The sequence below is a fragment of the Salmonella sp. 741265073_HBA genome (assembly GCF_046569105.1).
Classification (GTDB): Bacteria; Pseudomonadota; Gammaproteobacteria; order Enterobacterales; family Enterobacteriaceae; genus Salmonella; species Salmonella enterica.
In genome coordinates this window covers 411,663-433,657 of sequence record NZ_JBKFRY010000002.1, presented here as the reverse complement: position 1 = coordinate 433,657, position 21,995 = coordinate 411,663, and the positions used below count along the sequence as shown (strand labels likewise).

The window sequence follows — 21,995 nt, the reverse complement described above, 5'->3', positions numbered from 1 at the left end:
GACCCTTATGTCATTCAGGTCTATTGCCTAAATAACTCGAATTGTTAAAAGCGACAGTACGGTAATTCCTTTACGTCCAGCCAGCTAACCATCTGGTTTGATAGAAGAAATTCCGACTCAGCGCAATTTTAGTTATCACGGTTTCTGCCTGTATATCGTAGTACTCAACTCCTTAAATCCTGAATTTCCTGCAACCGGACGGGTTGGGATTTATTACATCTAAAATAAAGCTAATTTACTGATTTTTTTATCAGCGGGATAGCTTTGATTTTTTCCGGAAGAATCAGTTTCTCATGCGAGAAATTGAGGGCCTGCTATTACCTGAAATAAAGAGATGAAAAAATGTCAGAATTAAAAATTGCCGTTAGCCGTCATTGCCCGGATTGTTTTTCTACACACCGTAATATTGTAAATGTTGATGAGAGTCGTTTCATCGACGTGGCTGCCATCGTGTTATCCATCGACGACATTGAACACGGAAAACTCGATGAAATCGACGCAACGGGTTACGGTATTCCCGTGTTTGTCGCGACTCATGACGAAGGGCGCGTACCGCCTGAGTATTTGCCGCGTATCTCTGGTGTATTCGAATATAATGAATCCCGTACTGCCTTCTATGGTCGCCAGTTGGAAACCGCAGCAAGCCACTACGAAACGCAGTTACGTCCGCCGTTTTTCCGCGCGCTGGTGGATTATGTCAACCAGGGCAACAGCGCATTTGACTGCCCGGGGCATCAGGGCGGCGAATTCTTCCGCCGTCATCCTGCCGGTAATCAGTTCGTGGAATACTTTGGCGAAACGCTCTTCCGCTCCGACCTATGCAACGCGGACGTGGCGATGGGCGATCTGCTGATTCACGAAGGCGCACCTTGCATTGCGCAGCAACATGCGGCGAAAGTCTTTAACGCCGATAAGACCTACTTTGTGCTGAACGGGACCTCCTCCTCTAACAAAGTCGTACTCAACGCGCTGTTAACGCCGGGCGATCTGGTACTGTTTGACCGTAACAACCACAAATCTAACCACCACGGCGCATTATTGCAGGCGGGCGCAACGCCAGTTTATCTGGAAACCGCGCGTAACCCGTATGGTTTTATCGGCGGGATCGACGCTCACTGCTTCGAAGAAGATTACCTGCGCGAGCTGATTAGCGAAGTCGCGCCGCAGCGTGCCCGCGAAGCACGTCCATTCCGTCTGGCCGTCATCCAGTTAGGCACCTACGACGGTACCATTTATAACGCCCGTCAGGTCGTCGATAAAATTGGTCATCTGTGCGACTACATCCTGTTTGACTCCGCCTGGGTCGGCTATGAACAATTTATTCCGATGATGGCCGATTGTTCACCGCTGCTGCTGGAACTGAACGAAAACGACCCGGGTATTCTGGTGACGCAGTCCGTTCACAAACAACAAGCCGGTTTCTCCCAGACCTCGCAGATCCATAAAAAAGATAGCCATATCAAAGGGCAATCGCGCTACGTTCCGCATAAGCGCATGAACAACGCCTTTATGATGCACGCCTCCACCAGCCCGTTCTATCCGCTGTTCGCCGCGCTGGACGTTAACGCCAAAATGCACGAAGGCGTCAGCGGTCGCAATATGTGGATGGATTGCGTGGTTAACGGCATCGATGCCCGTAAATTGATCCTCGAAAACTGTCATCACATCCGTCCGTTCGTACCGGAACTGATTGATGGTAAGCCGTGGCAGTCATACCCGACATCAGAGATCGCCAGCGATCTGCGCTTCTTCCACTTCGTTCCGGGAGAACACTGGCATGCGTTTGAAGGCTATGCCGAACATCAGTACTTTGTCGACCCTTGCAAACTGCTGCTCACCACACCGGGCATTAATGCAGCGAGCGGCGAATATGAAGACTTTGGCGTTCCTGCCACGATCCTCGCCAACTTCCTGCGCGAGAACGGCGTTGTGCCGGAAAAATGCGACCTCAACTCCATTCTGTTCCTGCTGACGCCGGCAGAAGACATGGCGAAGTTACAACAGCTTGTCGCCCTGCTGGCTCGTTTCGAAAAACTGCTGGAAGCTGATGCGCCGTTAGCGGAAGTATTACCGTCCATCTACAAACAGCATGAAGCGCGTTATGCCGGCTACACCCTGCGTCAGCTTTGCCAGGAGATGCACGATCTCTATGCGCGGCACAACGTGAAACAGCTGCAAAAAGAGATGTTCCGTAAATCGCATTTCCCGAAAGTCAGTATGAATCCGCAAGAGGCCAACTATGCCTATCTGCGCGGCGAGGTCGAACTGGTTCGCCTGCCGGAAGCGGAAGGTCGTATCGCGGCTGAAGGCGCTCTGCCTTACCCGCCGGGAGTGCTGTGTGTAGTTCCGGGTGAAATCTGGGGCGGTTCTGTCCTGCGTTACTTCAGCGCCCTGGAAGAAGGGATCAACCTGCTGCCGGGCTTTGCGCCTGAACTGCAGGGCGTTTATATCGAAGAACACGACGGCCGTAAGCAGGTCTGGTGCTACGTCATTAAACCTCGTGACGCGCAGCGCTCCCTGCTGAAGGAGGAAAAATTATGAGTAAACCTAAATCCAATAAAATGGGTGTCGTGCAGCTCACAATTCTGACTATGGTCAACATGATGGGCTCCGGGATCATCATGCTACCGACCAAACTGTCTGAAGTCGGCACGATATCCATTATCTCCTGGCTGGTCACCGCCGTCGGCTCGATGGCGCTGGCCTGGGCGTTTGCGAAATGCGGTATGTTTAGCCGTAAATCCGGCGGCATGGGCGGTTACGCCGAATATGCCTTCGGTAAATCCGGCAACTTTATGGCGAACTATACCTACGGCGTCTCGCTGCTGATCGCCAACGTGGCTATCGCCATCTCCGCTGTCGGCTATGGCACCGAGCTGTTCGGCGCCGCGCTGACGCCGCTCCAGATCGGTCTGGCGACTATCGCCGTATTGTGGGTTTGTACTATCGCAAACTTTGGCGGCGCGCGTATTACCGGACAGATCAGTAGCGTTACCGTTTGGGGCGTCATCATTCCGGTTGTCGGCCTGTGCATCATTGGCTGGTTCTGGTTTAGCCCCAGCATGTACGTAGCGTCATGGAACCCGCACCATGTTCCGTTCTTTAGCGCGGTCGGTTCTTCCATCGCCATGACGTTGTGGGCATTTCTTGGACTGGAATCCGCCTGCGCCAACGCAGACGTGGTCGAGAATCCGGAAAAGAACGTCCCCATCGCGGTACTGGGCGGTACGCTGGGCGCGGCGGTCATCTATATCGTTTCGACTAACGTGATTGCCGGGATTGTGCCGAACATGGATCTGGCGAACTCCACGGCGCCGTTTGGTCTGGCGTTTGCCCAGATGTTCACGCCTGCGGTAGGTAAAGTGATCATGGCGCTGATGGTAATGTCCTGCTGCGGCTCGCTGCTGGGCTGGCAGTTCACTATCGCCCAGGTCTTTAAATCCTCCGCTGACGAAGGCTATTTCCCGAAAGTCTTCTCTCGTGTAACGAAAGTCGACGCGCCGGTACAGGGGATGCTGATTATTGTGATTATTCAGACTGGCCTGTCGCTGATGACCATTAGCCCGTCGCTGAATAGTCAGTTTAACGTCCTGGTTAACCTGGCGGTGGTGACGAACATTATTCCGTATATTCTGTCGATGGCCGCGCTGGTTATCATTCAGAAAATGGCGAATGTGCCGTCATCAAAAGCGAAAGTCGCTAACTTCGTGGCCTTCGTTGGCGCCATGTATAGCTTCTACGCGCTATATTCCTCCGGTGAAGAAGCCATGCTGTACGGCTCAATTGTGACCTTCCTCGGCTGGACGTTATATGGCCTGGTCTCACCGCGTTTTGAATTGAAAAATAAACACGGCTGATGGCATGCCCGGGCTGCGGTAACGGTAGTCCGGGCATTTTCACTCTTTGAATAAGATAATAGAAATGAGTAATCCAGAACGGGAAGTCACTGATATAGCAGAAATACTGGCTATTCTCAGTAAACACGAAGTGTGTCGAATAGGGTTTAACGACAATCTCTGTCCGTATGTTGTCCCCGTAAATTTTGGCTACGAGTATCAGAATGGACGCTGGATATTTTATTTTCACGGCGCACGCACCGGGAAAAAGATGCGTCTGTTACGTAAGAACCCGGCAGTATGCATTGAAATGGACGGCGACCATGCATTACTACGTGCCGATGACCCCTGTGATTATAGCTACGCCTACACCAGCGTTTTCGCCACCGGGCTGGCATCGATATTGCAAACACGCGAGGAGATGCGCTACGGCCTGGACGTCATTATGCGTCAGACCGATCCGGGAAAAACCTTCAGTTATCGGGAAGATATGATGAAAGCGGTTTGCGTGGTGCGTATTGAATGCGACGCCCTCACCTGCCGCCGACATCTGGCGACTCAGAGCGAATAAGTCAGATATCACAAGCGCCTTATCCGGCCTGGAGGCGATTTACAGGCCTGATAAGCGCAGCGCCGTTAATACAAAAAAGGAGCCGTAAGGCTCCTTTTTCTTCCATATCGCCCATCAGGCGTTTTTCAATACTTCGCTAACGATTTCAACGGCTTCTTTCTCAATCTGCTTGCGATGTTCTTCCCCCAGGAAGCTTTCGCAATAGATCTTGTAAGCGTCTTCCGTACCGGATGGACGCGCGGCGAACCAGCCGTTATCGGTCATTACCTTCAGGCCGCCAATCGATGCGCCATTACCCGGCGCTGCGGTAAGACGCGCGGTGATCGGGTCGCCTGCCAGCGTGCTGGCGCTGACCATTTCCGGAGACAGTTTAGACAATGCCGCTTTCTGGGCCGATGTCGCTGCCGCCTGCAGACGGTTATAGCTCGGGGCGCCAAAACGCGCTGCCAGTTCATTGTAATGCTCTTGCGGGTTTTTCCCGGTAACGGCGGTGATTTCCGCCGCCAGCAGGCACATGATGATACCGTCTTTATCGGTAGACCACGGCGTACCGTCGAAACGCAGGAACGAAGCGCCCGCGCTCTCTTCTCCACCGAAACCAAAGCTGCCGTCGAACAAACCGTCAACAAACCATTTGAAGCCAACCGGTACTTCTACCAGCTTGCGTCCCAAGTCATTCACCACGCGGTCAATCATCGCGGAAGAGACCAGCGTTTTACCGACAGCCACGTCTTTGCCCCACAGCGGACGATGCTGGAACAGATAGTTAATGGCGACCGCCAGATAATGGTTCGGGTTCATCAGCCCTGCAGGCGTCACGATGCCATGACGGTCGTAGTCCGGGTCGTTGGCGAAGGCCAGGTCAAACTTGTCACGCAGCGCCAGCAAACCCGCCATCGCACATTCGGAGGAGCAATCCATGCGGATCGCGCCGTCTTTATCAAGGTGCATAAAGCGGAAGGTTTGATCAACCTGATCGTTAACTAACGTCAGGTTAAGTTTGTAATGCTCAGCGATACGTTTCCAGTATTCAATACCGGAGCCGCCCAGCGGATCGACACCCAGCGTCAGACCGGCTTTCTGAATCGCCGCCATATCAACGATATCCGCCAGCCCTTCGACAAACGGCTGTACCAGATCTACCGCTTTAACGTGGCCCGAGGCCATTGCCGCATCCAGAGAGATGCGCTTAACGCCTTGCAGGCCGCCCGCCAGCAGCGCATTGGCGCGATCTTCTACCACTTTAGTGACGTTGGTATCCGCCGGGCCGCCATTGGGCGGATTATATTTAATACCGCCATCTTCCGGCGGATTGTGCGACGGCGTAATGACAATACCATCAGCCAGCGGGCCGCCTTTTTTGTTATGGACCAGGATAGCATTTGACACGGCAGGCGTTGGCGTAAAGCCATTATTTTCCTGCACGATAACGTCCACGCCGTTTGCCGCCAGCACTTCCAGCACGGAAATGAAGGCCGGTTCCGAGAGCGCATGGGTGTCTTTCCCCACATAGCAGGGGCCGGTAATGCCATTTTTCGCCCGCTCTTCAGCAATCGCCTGGGCGATCGCCAGAATATGCGGTTCGTTGAAACTGTGACGACCTGCGCTGCCGCGATGGCCGGAAGTGCCAAATTTCACGGCATGTTCTGCATTCCCTGCCTCCGGTTTCAGTACATAATACTGCGCCGTCAGTTGGGCGACGTTAATCAAATCACTCTGTTGCGCGGGTTGTCCTGCGCGGTTGTGGATTGCCATTGCCTGGTCCTTCTAATGCAAGGATTAAATTGTTCCGCAAACCTTTTCAATCAATTCCGCCGGGAATTGCATTGACTGCATGATGTGTTCGATCATGCTGCATTTACGGCCGGTGTTGGTGTTGGTGATCACCCAGTACGGCGTGCCGGGAACGTGCTTAGGTTTAGTTTGATTCCCATTTTTCAGCAGCGTTTGTTCATCCGCCGCAAAATAGACGCGCGTGCGGCCATGCAACGACTCCGTCGCCTCCGCAAACGCGTGGTGATCCAGTGAATAGAGTGTAGTCAGAATCAGCATAAAGCGGTTGACCGCTTTTTTCTGCTCGGCATATTCGTCAGACAACAATAGCTCACGCATCGCGCGAACTTTGTCTTTTACCGGGTTGACCGGTTTCGCTTCGGCAACGGGTTGCGCCGCAGGCGTCCCCTTCACCGCTGAAGCCGTTGGCTGTGTCGTGGCGGAAAACTTCAACATACGCCGTAAAATGTCGGATGCGCTCTCGCCGATATGCTTGGTGTGGCTGGCAATATAGCTATAGAGTTCATCATCAACTTCAATCGTTTTCATCTTAATCCAGTGCGATGTCTTTGCTGAATACAAGTCATTGGGATTATAGGAACAAATCCCAACAGCGGATAGCGTTAAGCCCGGCTGACAAAAAAACTCGGAGTAAACCTTAGAGGTTGCAGCCCAGTGGCAGAATGGTCAACATAATACCCTAACCCGACAGAGCGAAAAAAAGAACTTTGCCATGAAATTAAACATCCGAGCGCAATCTGCACAAAACCTGCACAATAATTCCCCCATCGTTCTCGTTCATGGCCTGTTTGGCAGCCTGGACAACCTCGGCGTACTGGCGCGCGATCTGGTGACCGATCACGACATTATTCAGGTCGATATGCGCAATCATGGTTTATCGCCGCGCGATCCGGTCATGGATTATCCGGCAATGGCCCAGGATCTTCTGGATACGCTTGACGCGCAGCAGATTGAAAAAGCGACGTTTATTGGTCATTCCATGGGTGGAAAAGCGGTAATGGCGCTGACGGCGCTGGCGCCCGATCGCATCGATCGTCTGGTCGCGATTGATATCGCCCCCGTGGATTATCACGTTCGCCGCCACGATCGCATTTTCGCGGCCATTAACGCCGTCAGCGAATCCGACGCGACATCCCGCCAACAGGCGGCAGGGATTATGCGCCAACACCTCAACGAAGAAGGCGTAATCCAGTTTCTGTTAAAATCCTGGGCTGAAGGCGAATGGCGTTTTAATGTTCCGGTATTATGGGAGCAGTATCCGCATATCGTCGGCTGGGAAACCATTCCGCCCTGGGAACATCCGGCACTGTTTATTCCAGGCGGTAACTCGCCGTACGTGACCGAAGCGTACCGCGACGCGCTGCTGGCGCAATTCCCTTTGGCGCGCGCGCATGTGATCGCCGGCGCGGGCCACTGGGTACATGCCGAAAAACCAGAGGCGGTTCTGCGCGCCATCCGCCGTTATCTGCACGATAAACGCTAACTGATTAAAAACTCATCGCCCGTGCGCGATTACGCGCGCGGGCGTTGGCGTCGCTTCCTCGCTGATGTATGATGGCGCGCTATCCATCCGGGCATAAGCCTGGCTGATTGTTTCCCCCGAAGTCACCAAAATCATGGCCAAAGAACAAACGGACCGTACGACATTAGATCTGTTCGCGCACGAGCGTCGCCCGGGACGACCTAAAACGAATCCGCTTTCGCGCGATGAACAGTTACGCATCAACAAGCGCAACCAGTTAAAACGCGACAAAGTTCGTGGCCTCAAGCGTGTCGAATTAAAACTCAACGCACAAGCGGTTGACGCGCTGAATGAGCTGGCCGAAGCGCGCAACATTAGCCGCAGCGAGCTCATTGAAGAAATATTAATGAAGCAGCTTATGGCGCTGCGCGGCCAGGGTTTAGTCTGAAAATAAGTTTTGTTTCATATTTCGTGTAGCAGAGCGTGCAGTCCCGCGTGATTGCTGTTTCCGCATATCTGCCTGTTCTGCTATGATTGCCCTTATCCGTGGGCAATTCGCCACCACCATTTCAATAAGTTTCAAGAGGTTATTTTACTCATGGCAATCACTGGCATCTTTTTCGGCAGCGACACCGGTAATACCGAAAATATCGCAAAAATGATTCAAAAACAGCTTGGTAAAGACGTTGCCGATGTGCATGACATTGCAAAAAGCAGTAAAGAAGACCTGGAAGGGTATGACATTCTGCTGCTGGGCATCCCAACCTGGTACTATGGCGAAGCGCAATGTGACTGGGATGACTTCTTCCCGACTCTCGAAGAGATTGACTTTAACGGTAAGCTGGTGGCGCTGTTTGGCTGTGGCGATCAGGAAGACTACGCGGAATACTTCTGTGATGCGCTGGGCACGATTCGCGACATTATTGAGCCGCGCGGCGCCACGATTGTGGGTCACTGGCCAACCGCAGGCTATCATTTTGAAGCCTCTAAAGGTCTGGCTGACGACGATCATTTTGTCGGCCTGGCGATTGACGAAGACCGTCAGCCTGAACTGACCGCCGAGCGTGTTGAAAAATGGGTTAAGCAAGTTTCAGCTGAATTGCACCTCGACGACATCCTCAACGCCTAATCTTATGCGGCGCAGCGTTATATCTGCGCCGCATCAATAGACAAGACCAATCAAAATAATTGCTACAAATTTGTAACTTTCGCACCCATCCCTGTACAATGTCCGGGTGTAATCAGGTGGCGCCAGAATTTGCAGGCAAAACCACAGTTTTATTAACATCTGCGAGAGACTTGCGGTTTTCATTTCGGCATGGCAGTCCTATAATGATACGCATTATCTTGAGTGCAATTTCTGTCACTTCTCTAATGAAGTGAATCGTTTAGCAACAGGACAGATTCCGCATGACTGACAACAATACCGCATTAAAGAAGGCTGGCCTGAAAGTAACGCTTCCTCGTTTAAAAATTCTGGAAGTTCTTCAGGAACCAGATAACCATCACGTCAGTGCGGAAGATTTATACAAACGCCTGATCGACATGGGTGAAGAAATCGGTCTGGCAACCGTATACCGTGTGCTGAACCAGTTTGACGATGCCGGTATCGTGACCCGCCATAATTTTGAAGGCGGTAAATCCGTTTTTGAACTGACGCAACAGCATCATCACGACCATCTTATCTGCCTTGACTGCGGAAAAGTGATTGAATTTAGTGATGACTCTATTGAAGCGCGCCAGCGTGAAATTGCGGCGAAACACGGTATTCGTTTAACTAATCACAGCCTCTATCTTTACGGCCACTGCGCTGAAGGCGACTGCCGCGAAGACGAGCACGCGCACGATGACGCGACTAAATAAGTGTAAATCTTTCGAAGAGCCAACCGCCCGGTTGGCTTTTTTATATCCTCCTCTTTCCTGCCGCTTGATGTTGATTTAATGTAAAAAACGCTATCGCATCTCAGGAGAGCAGGAATGGAGCTTCGCCAGTTACGCTATTTCGTGCGTATTATTGAAACCGGCAGTATGGGCAGCGCCGCGCAGGATCTTGATATTGGCGTTTCAGCATTAAGTCAACAGATGTCCCGTCTGGAAAACGAGCTTGCTATCCGTCTGCTGCAGCGCACCTCGCGCGGCGTAACGCCAACCAACGCCGGGCTGGCCTTTTATTCGCAGGCGCAACTCGCCCTGCGTCATGCCGACGATGCGATTCTCGCCGCCAGAGAAGCGCGCCTTTCCGGTCATGTGAGCGTAGGAATGGCCCCCAGTACCGCCTCCATACTGGGTATACCGTTTATCCATGCCATGCAGGAAAACTATGCCGATGTCCGACTGCATGTGGTGGAAAGCTTGTCCGGTAATCTGGAAAGAATGATCAATACCCGCCAGATTGATTTAGCCGTTGTCTTTCAAAAAGATAAAATCCTGCGCTGGAGCGCCAGACCGATCCTTGAAGAACAGCTTTTTCTGATTGGCTCCCATGCCCTGCTGGCGGCGCTTCCTGATAACCCGATCACACCTGAACAACTGGCAGGCATTCCGCTCATTATGCCAAGCCAGGGACACGGGCTGCGCGGCAGGCTGGACGCTGTCTGCCAGGAACATGCGCTTAACGTTGAAATCGTCGCGGAAATTGACGGCCTGGCGTTGTTGATGCGCGCCGTGCGCGACGGTCTTGGCGCCACGTTGCAGCCCGGCGCGGCGATTTCTCATCTGGATAACGACGCGCTACGCGTGATCGGCGTCCATAATCCGGTACTCAGCCGCCCCAATTTTTTAGTCAGCCTGTCGGATGATGAACTGACGCCCGCCGGCCTTGCCGCCAGAGTAGTCCTTACCAAAGTTATGCGTCAGTTAGTCGACGCTGGTGAATGGCCAGGCGCAACCCTTTACGCTTACTAAACCCCTGTTTAGCGCTACCTGATAGCGCGCCGCTTATTTATCCGTATACATTTCAATTACAAATTTAACAAATAGTTAAATGGTACGGGAGTATAAGATGGTTGATGTACTGGTGATAGGCGGAGGCAATGCCGCATTATGCGCCGCCCTGACCGCACGGGAAGCGGGCGCATCGGTTCTGCTGCTGGAGGCTGCCCCGCGAGAATGGCGCGGCGGAAATTCTCAGCACACACGAAACCTGCGCTGTATGCATGATGCGCCGCAGGATGTGCTGGTAGAAAGCTATCCTGAAGAGGAATTCTGGCAGGATCTGTGGCGAGTCACCGACGGCAACACCAACGAGGCGCTGGCGCGGCTGGTCATTCGCACCTCTTCGCAATGCCGCGACTGGATGCGCAAACATGGCGTTAACTTTCAACCGCCGCTATCTGGGGCGCTCCACGTTGCGCGCACCAATGCGTTTTTTATGGGCGGAGGGAAAGCGCTCGTCAATGCCTATTACCGTAGCGCCGAACGGCTGGGCGTACAGATTCGCTATAACACGCCGGTTCACGCGCTTGAACTTCATGACGGCGAATTCGTGGCAGCGCTGGCGGGTAGCGAACGTATTACCGCCAAAGCCTGCGTATTAGCGGCTGGCGGTTTCGAATCAAACCGTGAATGGCTGCGGGAGGCCTGGGGAGAAAACGCCCGCGGCGAATGGCCCGCGGATAATTTCCTGATTCGCGGCACGCGTTTTAACCAGGGCGTATTACTCAAATTTATGATGGATGCCGGCGCGGATATCATTGGCGATCCGTCCCAGTCGCACTGCGTAGCGATTGATGCCAGGGCGCCGCTGTACGACGGCGGTATTTGTACTCGCGTGGATTGCGTATCGCTGGGTATTGTCGTGAATCGCGACGCCGAACGTTTTTATGATGAAGGCGAAGATTTCTGGCCGAAGCGTTACGCCATTTGGGGGCGGCTGGTGGCTCAACAGCCAGGACAAATTGGCTATTCGATTATCGACAGCAAAGCCATCGGCCACTTTATGCCGCCGGTTTTTCCTGGCGCGCAGGCCAATACGCTGGCTGAGCTGGCCTGCCAGTTGGGGCTGGACGCGGAAAAATTTACCCATACCGTCACGCAGTATAACCAGGCCTGCCAACCCGGTCATTTTGATCATACCTTGCTTGATGACTGCGCCACCAAAAACCTGACGCCGGCGAAAACCCACTGGGCGCGCCCGCTTGATGCGCCGCCCTACTACGGTTATGCGCTGCGACCCGGCATCACGTTTACCTACCTGGGCCTGAAAGTTAACGAACGTGCCGCGGTGCATTTTGCCGGTCATCCAAGCCGCAACCTATTTGTTGCTGGCGAGATGATGGCAGGAAATGTTCTGGGCAAGGGGTATACCGCAGGCGTCGGCATGTCTATCGGCACAACCTTTGGCCGCATTGCGGGAATAGAAGCCGCTCGCGCGGCGCACAAGGAGGCGCAGCATGAAACAGCTTGAAAAATTAATCATTGAGGCCACCGTGCTTACCGAACCGGAAGCCGAGGTCGAACGCGTCATGCAAGTGTGTAACGCATGTCGCTACTGCGAAGGTTTTTGCGCGGTATTTCCGGCGATGACCCAGCGGCTCGAATTCGGTAAAGCCGATATTCATTATCTGGCAAATTTATGTCATAACTGCGGTGCCTGCCTGCACGCGTGCCAGTACGCGCCACCCCATGAATTTGCCATTAACGTGCCGAAAGCGATGGCGCAAGCCCGCCTGGAGACGTATCAACAGTATGCCCAGCCCGCCGCTTTTGGCGCGTTATACCGTCGGGCGGGGATCACCGTCGCGCTGGCGCTGATAGTCGGTCTGACGCTCTTTTTATTACTGACGATGGCGCTGAAAGGGTCGCTGATTCATCCGCCGCTGGCCGGTGACTTCTATCAAATTTTTCCGCATAGCCTGCTGGCATGGATGTTTGGCTCAGTTTTTGTGTTGGCAATCGGTTTGCTTATGGCGGGCGTAATCCGCTTCTGGCGTGAGATCTCGCCGGGGGTACCGCGTTCGGCGGAGATTGCGGAAGCGTCGCACAATGCGTTAACGCTGAAATATCTCGACGGCGGTCACGGCAAAGGCTGTAACGAAGCGGACGATGCGTTCACGCTGCTGCGCCGTCGCTTTCATCACTTTACCTTCTACGGTTTTATGCTCTGTTTTGCCGCCACGGTCGTGGCGACGGGCTATCACTATGTCGCCGGTTGGGAAGCGCCCTACCCGTTTTTTAGCCTGCCGGTCATGCTCGGCACGCTGGGCGGTATCGGTCTGCTTATCGGCCCGGCCGGGCTACTGTGGCTCAATCTGCGGCGGTCGCCGTTACATGGCGATGCGCGCCAGAAACCCATGGATCGCAGCTTTATTCTGCTGCTGTTCTTAACCAGTCTTACCGGGCTGGCGCTGCTGGCAGGCAGAGACACCAGCGGAATGGGCATACTGCTGGCGCTCCATTTAGGCGTGGTGATGGCGCTCTTTCTCACCCTTCCCTACGGAAAATTCGCCCACGGATTTTTCCGCTGCGCGGCCTTACTCAAATGGGCAGTTGAGAAGCGACGCGGAAAACATGCGGGGGATACAGGCAACTGACCCGCAACATCTTACCCATAAAACAATAAAGACAGTGGAGAGCAAACCCTATGGCACAACACACACCTGCAACATCGCGCGCCGGCACGTTCGGCGCAATACTGCGCGTGACAAGCGGCAATTTTCTTGAACAGTTTGATTTTTTCTTGTTCGGATTTTACGCCACCTATATCGCCAGAACGTTTTTTCCGGCGGAAAGCGAATTTGCCTCATTAATGTTGACCTTTGCCGTCTTTGGCTCCGGTTTTTTAATGCGCCCCGTCGGCGCGATTGTGCTTGGCGCCTATATTGACAGAATCGGACGTCGTAAAGGGCTGATGGTGACGCTGGCGATTATGGGCTGCGGTACGTTGCTCATCGCCCTCGTCCCCGGCTACCAAACGATCGGCCTGGCAGCGCCTGCGCTGGTGCTGTTGGGCCGGTTATTACAAGGATTTTCTGCGGGCGTTGAGTTAGGCGGCGTCTCAGTCTATCTGTCCGAAATCGCAACGCCAGGCAATAAAGGGTTTTATACCAGCTGGCAATCCGCCAGTCAGCAGGTCGCGATCGTTGTCGCCGCGTTGATTGGTTATAGCCTGAATATCACGCTGGGACACGACGCGATATCGGAGTGGGGCTGGCGAATTCCGTTCTTTATCGGCTGTATGATCATTCCGCTGATTTTTGTTTTACGTCGTTCATTACAAGAAACAGAAGCGTTTTTACAACGCAAGCATCGCCCCGACACCAGGGAAATTTTTGCAACTATCGCCAAAAACTGGCGCATTATTACGGCCGGAACGCTGCTGGTGGCGATGACCACCACAACGTTTTATTTTATCACCGTTTATACACCGACCTATGGCAGAACCGTGCTTAATCTCAGCGCGCGGGACAGTTTGATCGTCACCATGTTAGTGGGGGTGTCCAATTTTATCTGGTTACCCATTGGCGGCGCGATTTCCGACCGGATTGGCCGTCGCGCCGTGTTAATGGGCATTACGTTGCTGGCGCTGATCACCACCTGGCCCGTCATGCAGTGGCTGACCGCCGCGCCCGACTTTACCCGCATGACGCTGGTACTGCTGTGGTTCTCTTTCTTTTTTGGCATGTATAACGGCGCAATGGTCGCGGCGTTAACCGAAGTGATGCCAGTCTATGTGCGTACCGTTGGTTTCTCGCTGGCCTTTAGCCTGGCGACGGCAATTTTTGGCGGCCTGACGCCGGCCATCTCTACCGCGCTGGTAAAGTTAACCGGCGATAAAAGCTCGCCCGGCTGGTGGCTGATGTGCGCAGCGTTATGTGGACTTGCCGCGACGGCGATGCTGTTTGTACGTCTGAGTCGCGGCTATATCGCGGCAGAAAATAAAGCCTGAAAAAACCACGGGCGGAAAACATTCGCCCGTGGGTGGCAAGGCAGGGTTTTATTGCACGTTATTATGACTGCGAATTTCCTGCCAGACCTTATCGCAGTCAGCCTTGACCGCCTGATCGTTACCCGTGCGCGTCGCCTGAATGCACTGCTGATAGTCCAGTACCCGCACGCTTTCTTCGTTAGCAAATTGCTGATGTTTGCGCTCTTTTTTAAGGACATTCAGTACGCTTTGGCAGGCCTCTATCTTCTCAGGCGAGCCCTGTGCGGTATTGATACAGGCGCTGTACGCCTCTTTCAGCCGACTATCTTCTTCCGGCGCGGGTGATGACGCGCAGGCCGTCAAACCGGCAGTCATGCTGGCGATGAGTAAAATTTTTTTCATAGGTCGTTCCTCAACAGCGCGGCAGACCGGCAGCCTGCCGCATCTGACATCAGAAAATAGTGAATGGCGCAATAACGATAAATTTCACGTCACGTTCATCCTGGAAGATGTTGCCGTAACCACCGCCCCAGCTTGGAATATTGGAGTGGTTGTCATATTCGGTGAAGTGCAGTTTGAACATGGTGCCTTTGGCACGCCCCTCCTGCAGGGTATAGACCGCATCCAGACTGTATGAGGACTCTTCGATAGTGCGGTTTTTGTCGTAGTAAGCATCCGGGTTACTTTGCCAGGTTGCCGGTTTAGCATCCCAGGCGTAAACGTAAGACGCACCCACAGCCCAGCCCGGCAGATTCCAGTTTTTCAGGTCATACATCGCGCCGAAGAAAACCGCCTTTTCACCGTTAGCGTTAAAGTCGGAGCGGTTATCCCACCAGATATCCAGACGACCGTTTGAAGAGGCGTAGGTTGGCGTCATACGTTGCAGAAAATAGCCCTGCTGACCGTCCGCTTTCACCCAGGTGCCTTCCAGACGCAGGTCAACCACTTCCGCGACTTTGTAGCCGAAGGTCAACGCCTGCAGCCAGGCCGTACCGTCGTAAATATCATTCACGCTGCGATCGTCTACTTTGTCGCGCGCGCCGTAGAACTGGTAACTGGTGGTGAACGGATTGCCGCCTAAATCAAATTTATAGCTGGCCTTTGCGAAATATTGATCGACATAGCCTTCGGACTGACCAAACGCCGCTTCCAGCACCAGATCATTTTTAAAGTCGTACTTCGCGCCGATAGAGTGGAGATAATCCACATTGGTTTTTTTATCCGCCTGATAAAACTTATCCATTTCGGTATGCCACGGCGCTTTATATTCGTTAGTCCACATGTAGGAAAAACTTAACGCGCCCGCATCGCCATAGTCAAAACTGGCGCCGGCTTCCGCACCCTGATAGGTACCCGGCATAAAACTCCAGTGCGGCGCTAACAGCGTCTGACCGGTAGGCTGAATATAACCGGCGCGCGCCCAGACCGGGCCATATTTAAATTTCGCTGCGGCTTTATAAAGACTGATACCGCTCTTATCGCCGGAATAGTCTTCGTCGTAGCCTTTATTCTTTTTCGAGAAGGCAATTTCGTTTGGATGACCGCTGTCGCCGTTTTCTGCCATTTCAATCGCGGTAAACGCCGCGATATCCAGACCGAACATATCCGCGGCGTAACCAGACTGAAAATCCAGGTTAGCGTTCCAGGTCGCATGAGAAAGGTTAGTTTTATATTTGTCGCCGTCGGTCACATCTTTGCGATCGCGTTCACGCTGCCAATAATAGATGCCGCCCGTTAACGTGGAGTCGTCGAAAAAGCCGGAGGCTTGCGCCTGCGGAACAACGATCCACCCCGACATTGCTGTGATACCGGCGATAGCCAGAGCCAGCGTACTACGTTTGCCACTAAACGTACGCATAAGTTAATCCTCTTTGACGTATAAATTGCTGCCGACAAAAGCGAACAGCGAAAAAATAAAAATAAAAAGTAGCGCTGAGAAACCTCATTTACTACGTTAAATAGACTATTTTTCGCGATGCGAATTATCAATCTCTTTCTGTAACCAGTATGTAATAATATGAGCAACCGCACATATTTAATTGCTTTCTGTTACATTCAACTGCTGGTGAGGGAAGCAGACCGCCAGAAAGAAAATTGACTTGTTTTCCATAGGCATGAAAATAATTGTCTCCTGTTGACCTGACGCTTATAACATTTAGATTAATAATCATTTATCAGATCAATAATTTTCAGAGAATAATTAATTCGCCTCGCAAAAAAGAGAATCGACTTAGAGCCTATCCCACCAGGCGTTATTGGCGCAGCCAGTTTGGACACGGACAGCGCGCAAAAACCGGAGCGTACACGTAGTACGTGAGGATTTTGAGCACTGCCCAGGTCCAAAATGGCAAGTAAAATAGCCCTAATGGGATAGGCTCTTGGAAATGCAGAGAAAAAACGCCGCAAAACGCGGCGTTGACAAGGTATTTTTACAGCATTCGCCTGTTGGCGCAGTGCTTATTCGCCCGCTTTCGCCCAGGTATCACGCAGGCCCACGGTACGGTTAAAGACCAGCTTATCGGCCGTTGCATAGCGGCTGTCGAGGCAGAAGTAGCCTTCACGTTCAAACTGGAAAGCTTTCCCTGCTACCGCCGCTTTCAGCGACGGCTCGCCATACCCCTGCTTAATCACTAATGATTCGGGGTTGATAACGGACAGGAAGTCCTCCGCGGCGCCTGGATTCGGCACGCTAAACAGACGGTCGTAGAGACGAATTTCAATCGGCAACGCATGTGCTGCGCTAACCCAGTGGATTACGCCTTTCACTTTACGCCCGTCAGCCGGATCTTTACTCAGCGTATCGGCATCATAGGTACAGAAGATGGTGGTGATATTCCCTTCGGCATCCTTCTCTACGCGCTCCGCTTTAATGACGTAGGCATTACGCAGACGCACTTCTTTGCCCATCACCAGACGCTTGTACTGCTTGTTCGCTTCTTCGCGGAAATCCGCGCGATCGATCCAGATCTCACCGCTAAACGGCACTTCACGGCTGCCCATCTCCGGTTTATTCGGATGGTTAGGCATGGTAACCATTTCGCTCTCGCCCTGCGGATAGTTTTCGATAACCAGTTTTACCGGATCGATTACCGCCATCGCGCGCGGCGCGTTTTCGTTCAGATCTTCGCGAATGCAGGATTCCAGCGACGCCATCTCAATGGTGTTGTCCTGCTTGGTGACGCCGATGCGTTTGCAGAACTCACGAATAGAAGCCGCGGTATAGCCGCGACGGCGCAGACCGGAAATAGTCGGCATACGCGGATCATCCCAGCCTTCAACGTGTTTGTCGGTCACCAGCAGGTTCAGCTTACGCTTGGACATCACGGTATATTCCAGATTCAGCCGCGAGAATTCGTACTGGCGCGGGTGAACCGGAATGGTGATGTTGTCCAGTACCCAGTCGTACAGACGACGGTTGTCCTGGAACTCCAGCGTACACAGAGAATGAGTAATACCTTCCAGCGCATCGCTGATGCAGTGAGTAAAGTCGTACATCGGGTAGATGCACCACTTGTTGCCGGTCTGATGATGCTCGGCGAATTTAATGCGATACAGCACCGGATCGCGCATCACGATAAACGGCGACGCCATGTCGATTTTGGCGCGCAGACAGGCTTTACCCTCTTCAAAACCGCCGGTACGCATTTTTTCAAATAGCGCGAGGTTTTCTTCGACGCTGCGATCGCGGAACGGGCTGTTTTTACCCGGCGCGGTCAGCGTACCGCGGTATTCGCGGATCTGCTCCGGCGTCAGCTCATCAACGTAGGCCAGGCCTTTATTGATCAGCTCGACCGCATAGGCGTGCAGTTGGTCAAAGTAATCGGAGGAGTAGCGAATATCGCCAGACCAGTGAAAGCCTAACCACTCGACGTCGTTTTTGATCGAATCAACGTACTCGATATCTTCTTTTACCGGGTTGGTGTCATCGAAACGCAGGTTGCACTGGCCCTGATAATCTTGCGCGATGCCAAAGTTGAGGCAGATAGATTTCGCGTGGCCGATGTGCAGATAGCCATTCGGCTCCGGCGGAAAACGGGTATGGACAGTGGTATGTTTACCACTCGCCAGATCTTCATCAATAATCTGACGAATAAAGTTAGTCGGGCGGGCTTCAGCCTCACTCATCGTGGATTCCTCAAAGCGTAAACAACGTATAACGGCATATGATCTTATAAGCCGGACAGACTGACAACCTTTAGTTACTTAAAAAGTGGCTTTGCAGAAAATATTGGGGCTAATTGCGGTAAAAAAAAGCGGCGAAGGTTTCCCTCTGCCGCTTATGTTTTCTGTGATATCGCCGGATGACGTCTTACGCCTTATCCGGCCAGGAAGCGATTATTTGCTCTTGATCTCGTACAGCGGCGTTTGACCCGCTACCACGTGACCATCCGCTTTGATGACCAGAGCGCTGAAGTCATCGCTGTTGCTGCAAACAACCGGGCTTATCATGGAACGCGCATTGGCATTCAGGAAGTCCAGATCCAGTTCCAGAACCGGCTGACCCGCCGTGACTTCCGCACCCTCTTCTACCAGACGCTTGAAGCCCTGACCGTTCAGCGCGACAGTATCGATACCCATATGGACAACGATCTCCGCGCCTTTTTCGGTTTCCAGACAGAACGCGTGGTTAGTGTTGAAGATTTTCACAATAGTACCCGCCGCCGGAGAAACCACGGTTTTATCGGTGGGTTTCACCGCTACGCCGTCGCCGACCGCTTTGCTGGCGAAAGCTTCATCCGGTACCTGATCCAGCGCCACTACCTCACCGGTAATCGGAGAGACCAGTTCAGCGATAGTCACCGCATTCGGCACCGCCTGGGGTTTGGCCGCCGGAGCAGGTGTTGCAACGTGAGCCGCATCAGCAGACGCTGCCGCGACCGGTCCCCGCGCCACCACTTTCTTCATTTCATCGCCAATCGATTCCGCTTTCGCGCCGACAATAACCTGAATGGTCTGTTTGTTCAGTTTCACCACGCCGGAAGCGCCGAGGCGTTTGCAGGCCGCATCGTTGACACGAGCAGAGTCATTCACGGTCAGGCGCAGACGGGTAATACACGCATCGATCGCTTTCAGGTTGTCCGTACCGCCAACCGCAGCAATATAGCTGGTCGCCAGTTGCGTTAACCCTTCTTCGGTGTTGCTGTTGGCTTCTTCCGTTACCATCTCATCAACTTTATCTTCGCGGCCCGGCGTTTTCAGGTTAAACATACGAATAACCGCGCTGAACAGCAGGAAGTAGATGATAAAGAATACAACGCCCATCACCAGCAACATCCAGACGTTATTGCTGGCCGCTGGCAGGTTATACATCAGAACATAGTCGATCGCGCCTGCCGAGAAAGAGAAGCCTGCATGGATACCCAGCAGCGTCGCGACGAACAGGCTGATACCGGTCAAAATGGCGTGCAGGAGGTACAGCAGCGGCGCCAGGAACATAAACAGGAATTCCAGCGGCTCGGTTACGCCGGTCAGAAACGCGGTAATCGCGACAGACAGCAGCATACCGCCCACCATCGGACGACGTTCTTTCGGCGCGGCGAAATACATCGCCAGAGCGGCGCCCGGCAGACCAAACATCATGATCGGGAAGAAGCCGGACATAAACATCCCCGCCGTGCCGTCGCCAGCATAGAAGCGGTTGATGTCGCCGTGGAATACAGTGCCTGCGGCATTGGTGAATTCGCCAATCTGGAACCAGGCGATGGTGTTCAGTACCTGATGCAGACCGGTTGGGATCAGCAGACGGTTGATGAAGCCAAAGATACCGGAACCCAGCGCGCCTGCGGAAACGATCCATTCACCGCCCGCATGGATGCCATGCTGTACCGGCGGCCAGACGTAACCGAAAATAGCGGCCAGCACCAGACAGAAAAAGCCCGTTGCGATCGGCACAAAACGTTTTCCACCGAAGAAACTGAGAAAATCAGGCAGTTTGATACCAGACCAGCGATTATAAACCGCGCCGCCGACCAGACCGGTAATAATCCCCGCCAGCACGCCCATGTTGATTTCCGGGTTAATCGTCACCATCGCTTTGGTCATGACGAAGTAACCCACGGCTCCCGCCAGCGCTGCCGCGCCCGCGCTATCTTTAGACCAACTGGATGCCACGCCGATAGCGAAGACCAGCGCCAGGTTATCGAAAATAGACCCGCCCGCTTGCGCGATAAACGGCATATTCAGCAAATCTGGTTGGCCGAATCGCAGCAACAACGCTGCCACCGGCAACACGGCGATAGGGAGCTGCAACGCCCTACCCAGCCGCTGGAAAAAACCTAAAATATTCATCTTATTCCCCCTACGAGACGCCGATATGGCTTCTTTGAAGCCGTTTTTTATTGTGCTGCAAACGTTAAAAACGTGATGTTCTGTAATCGAACGGTGAGATCATCTTCTGCAGAGTGTGTGGAAAATTAATTCGCCTCGCAAATTAAACGGGTGTTTTTTGTGATTATAATCACTAAATATCGTAATTACCCCCACCATCCACTGGCTAACACGGAAAACTTATTTTATGATTCAAAAAATCAGGACGGATTGAACACGAACCCTGGATATCCAGGTTACGCTTAATACGATCCGCCAAATTTTGACATTGATTATTGAGGTGAAGAATGAGACTGATCCCCCTGAGTACCGCAGAACAGGTTGGCAAATGGGCCGCTCGCCATATCGTTAACCGTATTAATGCGTTCAAACCGACCGCCGATCGTCCGTTTGTCCTTGGACTGCCTACCGGCGGCACGCCGCTAACGGCGTACAAAGCGCTGGTTGAGATGCACAAAGCGGGCGAGGTCAGCTTTAAGCATGTAGTCACCTTTAATATGGACGAATATGTTGGCCTGCCGAAAGAGCACCCGGAAAGCTACCACAGCTTTATGCATCGTAACTTTTTCGATCACGTTGATATTCCAGCAGAAAACATCAATCTTCTCAACGGTAACGCACCAGATATCGATGCAGAATGCCGTCAATATGAAGAAAAAATTCGTTCTTACGGTAAAATCCATCTGTTTATGGGCGGCGTCGGCAACGACGGTCACATCGCCTTTAACGAACCGGCGTCTTCCCTGGCTTCCCGTACCCGTATCAAAACGTTAACCCATGATACTCGCGTAGCGAACTCCCGCTTCTTTGACGGCGACGTAAACCAGGTGCCGAAATACGCGCTGACGGTAGGCGTGGGCACGCTGCTGGATGCGGAAGAAGTGATGATTCTGGTGCTGGGCCATCAGAAAGCCCAGGCGCTGCAGGCGGCGGTTGAAGGCAACGTCAACCACATGTGGACTATTAGCTGCCTGCAGCTCCATCCGAAAGCGGTTGTGGTATGCGATGAGCCGTCCACAATGGAACTTAAAGTTAAAACATTGAAATATTTCAATGAATTAGAAGCAGAAAATATTAAAGGTCTGTAATGTTGTCTCCGCCCCGCCAGTCAATGCGGGGCGGTAAATTTTTGATATCGGG

At 52.9% G+C, this 21,995-nt stretch carries 18 protein-coding genes and 1 pseudogene; 13 read left to right on the top strand and 6 right to left on the bottom strand.

The genetic code is table 11. The annotated features are described in order from the left end of the window. Positions 1 to 342: 342 nt before the first annotated feature. From speF to ACLD3P_RS04610, 3 genes are all read left to right on the top strand, one after another. Positions 343 to 2,541 (top strand): ornithine decarboxylase SpeF, encoded by a 2,199-nt coding sequence (gene speF, locus ACLD3P_RS04620; RefSeq protein WP_001292402.1) that lies wholly within the window; start codon positions 343 to 345, stop codon positions 2,539 to 2,541. Next, complete coding sequence (potE, locus tag ACLD3P_RS04615; RefSeq protein WP_000042658.1) at positions 2,538 to 3,857, top strand: putrescine-ornithine antiporter; 1,320 nt, start codon at positions 2,538 to 2,540, stop codon at positions 3,855 to 3,857. Before speF ends, potE begins: the two co-directional genes overlap by 4 nt. A gap of 64 nt (positions 3,858 to 3,921) precedes the next feature. Next, entirely contained in the window at positions 3,922 to 4,407 is a 486-nt protein-coding gene (locus tag ACLD3P_RS04610) for a pyridoxamine 5'-phosphate oxidase family protein (RefSeq protein WP_000070056.1), read from the top strand. Between the two features lie 114 nt (positions 4,408 to 4,521). Here ACLD3P_RS04610 and pgm read toward each other — a convergent pair whose 3' ends face one another. Beyond that, positions 4,522 to 6,162 (bottom strand): phosphoglucomutase (alpha-D-glucose-1,6-bisphosphate-dependent), encoded by a 1,641-nt coding sequence (pgm, locus tag ACLD3P_RS04605; RefSeq protein ID WP_000974385.1) that lies wholly within the window; start codon positions 6,160 to 6,162, stop codon positions 4,522 to 4,524. 24 nt (positions 6,163 to 6,186) lie between these two features. Continuing rightward, a complete protein-coding gene (gene seqA / locus ACLD3P_RS04600) occupies positions 6,187 to 6,729 on the bottom strand; it encodes a replication initiation negative regulator SeqA (RefSeq protein ID WP_000848395.1) in 543 nt (180 codons plus the stop codon). Between the two features lie 184 nt (positions 6,730 to 6,913). Here seqA and ybfF point away from each other — a divergent pair, with 184 nt between their 5' ends. From ybfF to tcuC, 9 genes and pseudogenes are all read left to right on the top strand, one after another. Continuing rightward, positions 6,914 to 7,684: an esterase gene (gene ybfF / locus ACLD3P_RS04595; RefSeq protein WP_000773245.1), complete on the top strand. Its 771-nt coding sequence runs from the start codon at positions 6,914 to 6,916 to the stop codon at positions 7,682 to 7,684. Positions 7,685 to 7,817: 133 nt separating this feature from the next. Further along, on the top strand, positions 7,818 to 8,111 hold the full coding sequence (gene ybfE, locus ACLD3P_RS04590) for a LexA regulated protein (RefSeq protein WP_001040939.1): 294 nt from the start codon (positions 7,818 to 7,820) through the stop codon (positions 8,109 to 8,111). Positions 8,112 to 8,261: 150 nt separating this feature from the next. Then, the gene (gene fldA, locus ACLD3P_RS04585) at positions 8,262 to 8,792 is read left to right on the top strand and encodes a flavodoxin FldA (RefSeq protein WP_001018621.1); all 531 of its coding nucleotides are present in this window, start codon (positions 8,262 to 8,264) and stop codon (positions 8,790 to 8,792) included. Positions 8,793 to 8,995: 203 nt separating this feature from the next. Continuing rightward, a pseudogene (locus ACLD3P_RS04580) lies at positions 8,996 to 9,081 on the top strand (ryhB-regulated fur leader peptide). Then, positions 9,074 to 9,526 carry a ferric iron uptake transcriptional regulator gene (fur, locus tag ACLD3P_RS04575; RefSeq protein ID WP_000131699.1) on the top strand — a complete coding sequence of 151 codons (453 nt, stop codon included), beginning with the start codon at positions 9,074 to 9,076 and terminating at the stop codon, positions 9,524 to 9,526. Before ACLD3P_RS04580 ends, fur begins: the two are co-directional and overlap by 8 nt. Positions 9,527 to 9,640: 114 nt before the next feature. Beyond that, positions 9,641 to 10,567, top strand: coding sequence for a tricarballylate utilization LysR family transcriptional regulator TcuR (gene tcuR, locus ACLD3P_RS04570; RefSeq protein WP_000423371.1), 927 nt, complete (start codon positions 9,641 to 9,643; stop codon positions 10,565 to 10,567). A 97-nt stretch (positions 10,568 to 10,664) separates the two neighbouring features. After that, a complete protein-coding gene (gene tcuA, locus ACLD3P_RS04565) occupies positions 10,665 to 12,068 on the top strand; it encodes an FAD-dependent tricarballylate dehydrogenase TcuA (protein WP_000228705.1) in 1,404 nt (467 codons plus the stop codon). Beyond that, complete coding sequence (gene tcuB / locus ACLD3P_RS04560) at positions 12,055 to 13,194, top strand: tricarballylate utilization protein TcuB (protein ID WP_366544691.1); 1,140 nt, start codon at positions 12,055 to 12,057, stop codon at positions 13,192 to 13,194. Before tcuA ends, tcuB begins: the two co-directional genes overlap by 14 nt. Before the next feature lie 50 nt (positions 13,195 to 13,244). Then, complete coding sequence (gene tcuC, locus ACLD3P_RS04555; RefSeq protein ID WP_000057014.1) at positions 13,245 to 14,549, top strand: tricarballylate/proton symporter TcuC; 1,305 nt, start codon at positions 13,245 to 13,247, stop codon at positions 14,547 to 14,549. A gap of 48 nt (positions 14,550 to 14,597) precedes the next feature. On the opposite strand, the gene chiQ is transcribed toward tcuC, so the two are convergent. The 4 genes from chiQ to nagE form a co-directional block, all read right to left on the bottom strand. Further along, a complete protein-coding gene (gene chiQ / locus ACLD3P_RS04550) occupies positions 14,598 to 14,930 on the bottom strand; it encodes a ChiQ/YbfN family lipoprotein (protein WP_000722260.1) in 333 nt (110 codons plus the stop codon). A 49-nt stretch (positions 14,931 to 14,979) separates the two neighbouring features. Then, the gene (chiP, locus tag ACLD3P_RS04545) at positions 14,980 to 16,386 is read right to left on the bottom strand and encodes a chitoporin ChiP (protein WP_001258803.1); all 1,407 of its coding nucleotides are present in this window, start codon (positions 16,384 to 16,386) and stop codon (positions 14,980 to 14,982) included. 599 nt (positions 16,387 to 16,985) lie between these two features. Continuing rightward, entirely contained in the window at positions 16,986 to 18,653 is a 1,668-nt protein-coding gene (glnS, locus tag ACLD3P_RS04540; protein ID WP_001287181.1) for a glutamine--tRNA ligase, read from the bottom strand. 210 nt (positions 18,654 to 18,863) lie between these two features. Further along, the gene (gene nagE / locus ACLD3P_RS04535; protein WP_001023069.1) at positions 18,864 to 20,816 is read right to left on the bottom strand and encodes a PTS N-acetyl glucosamine transporter subunit IIABC; all 1,953 of its coding nucleotides are present in this window, start codon (positions 20,814 to 20,816) and stop codon (positions 18,864 to 18,866) included. 326 nt (positions 20,817 to 21,142) lie between these two features. Between nagE and nagB the strand changes: the two genes are divergently transcribed. Further along, positions 21,143 to 21,943, top strand: coding sequence for a glucosamine-6-phosphate deaminase (gene nagB, locus ACLD3P_RS04530; RefSeq protein ID WP_001237059.1), 801 nt, complete (start codon positions 21,143 to 21,145; stop codon positions 21,941 to 21,943). The last annotated feature ends 52 nt before the right edge of the window (positions 21,944 to 21,995 follow it).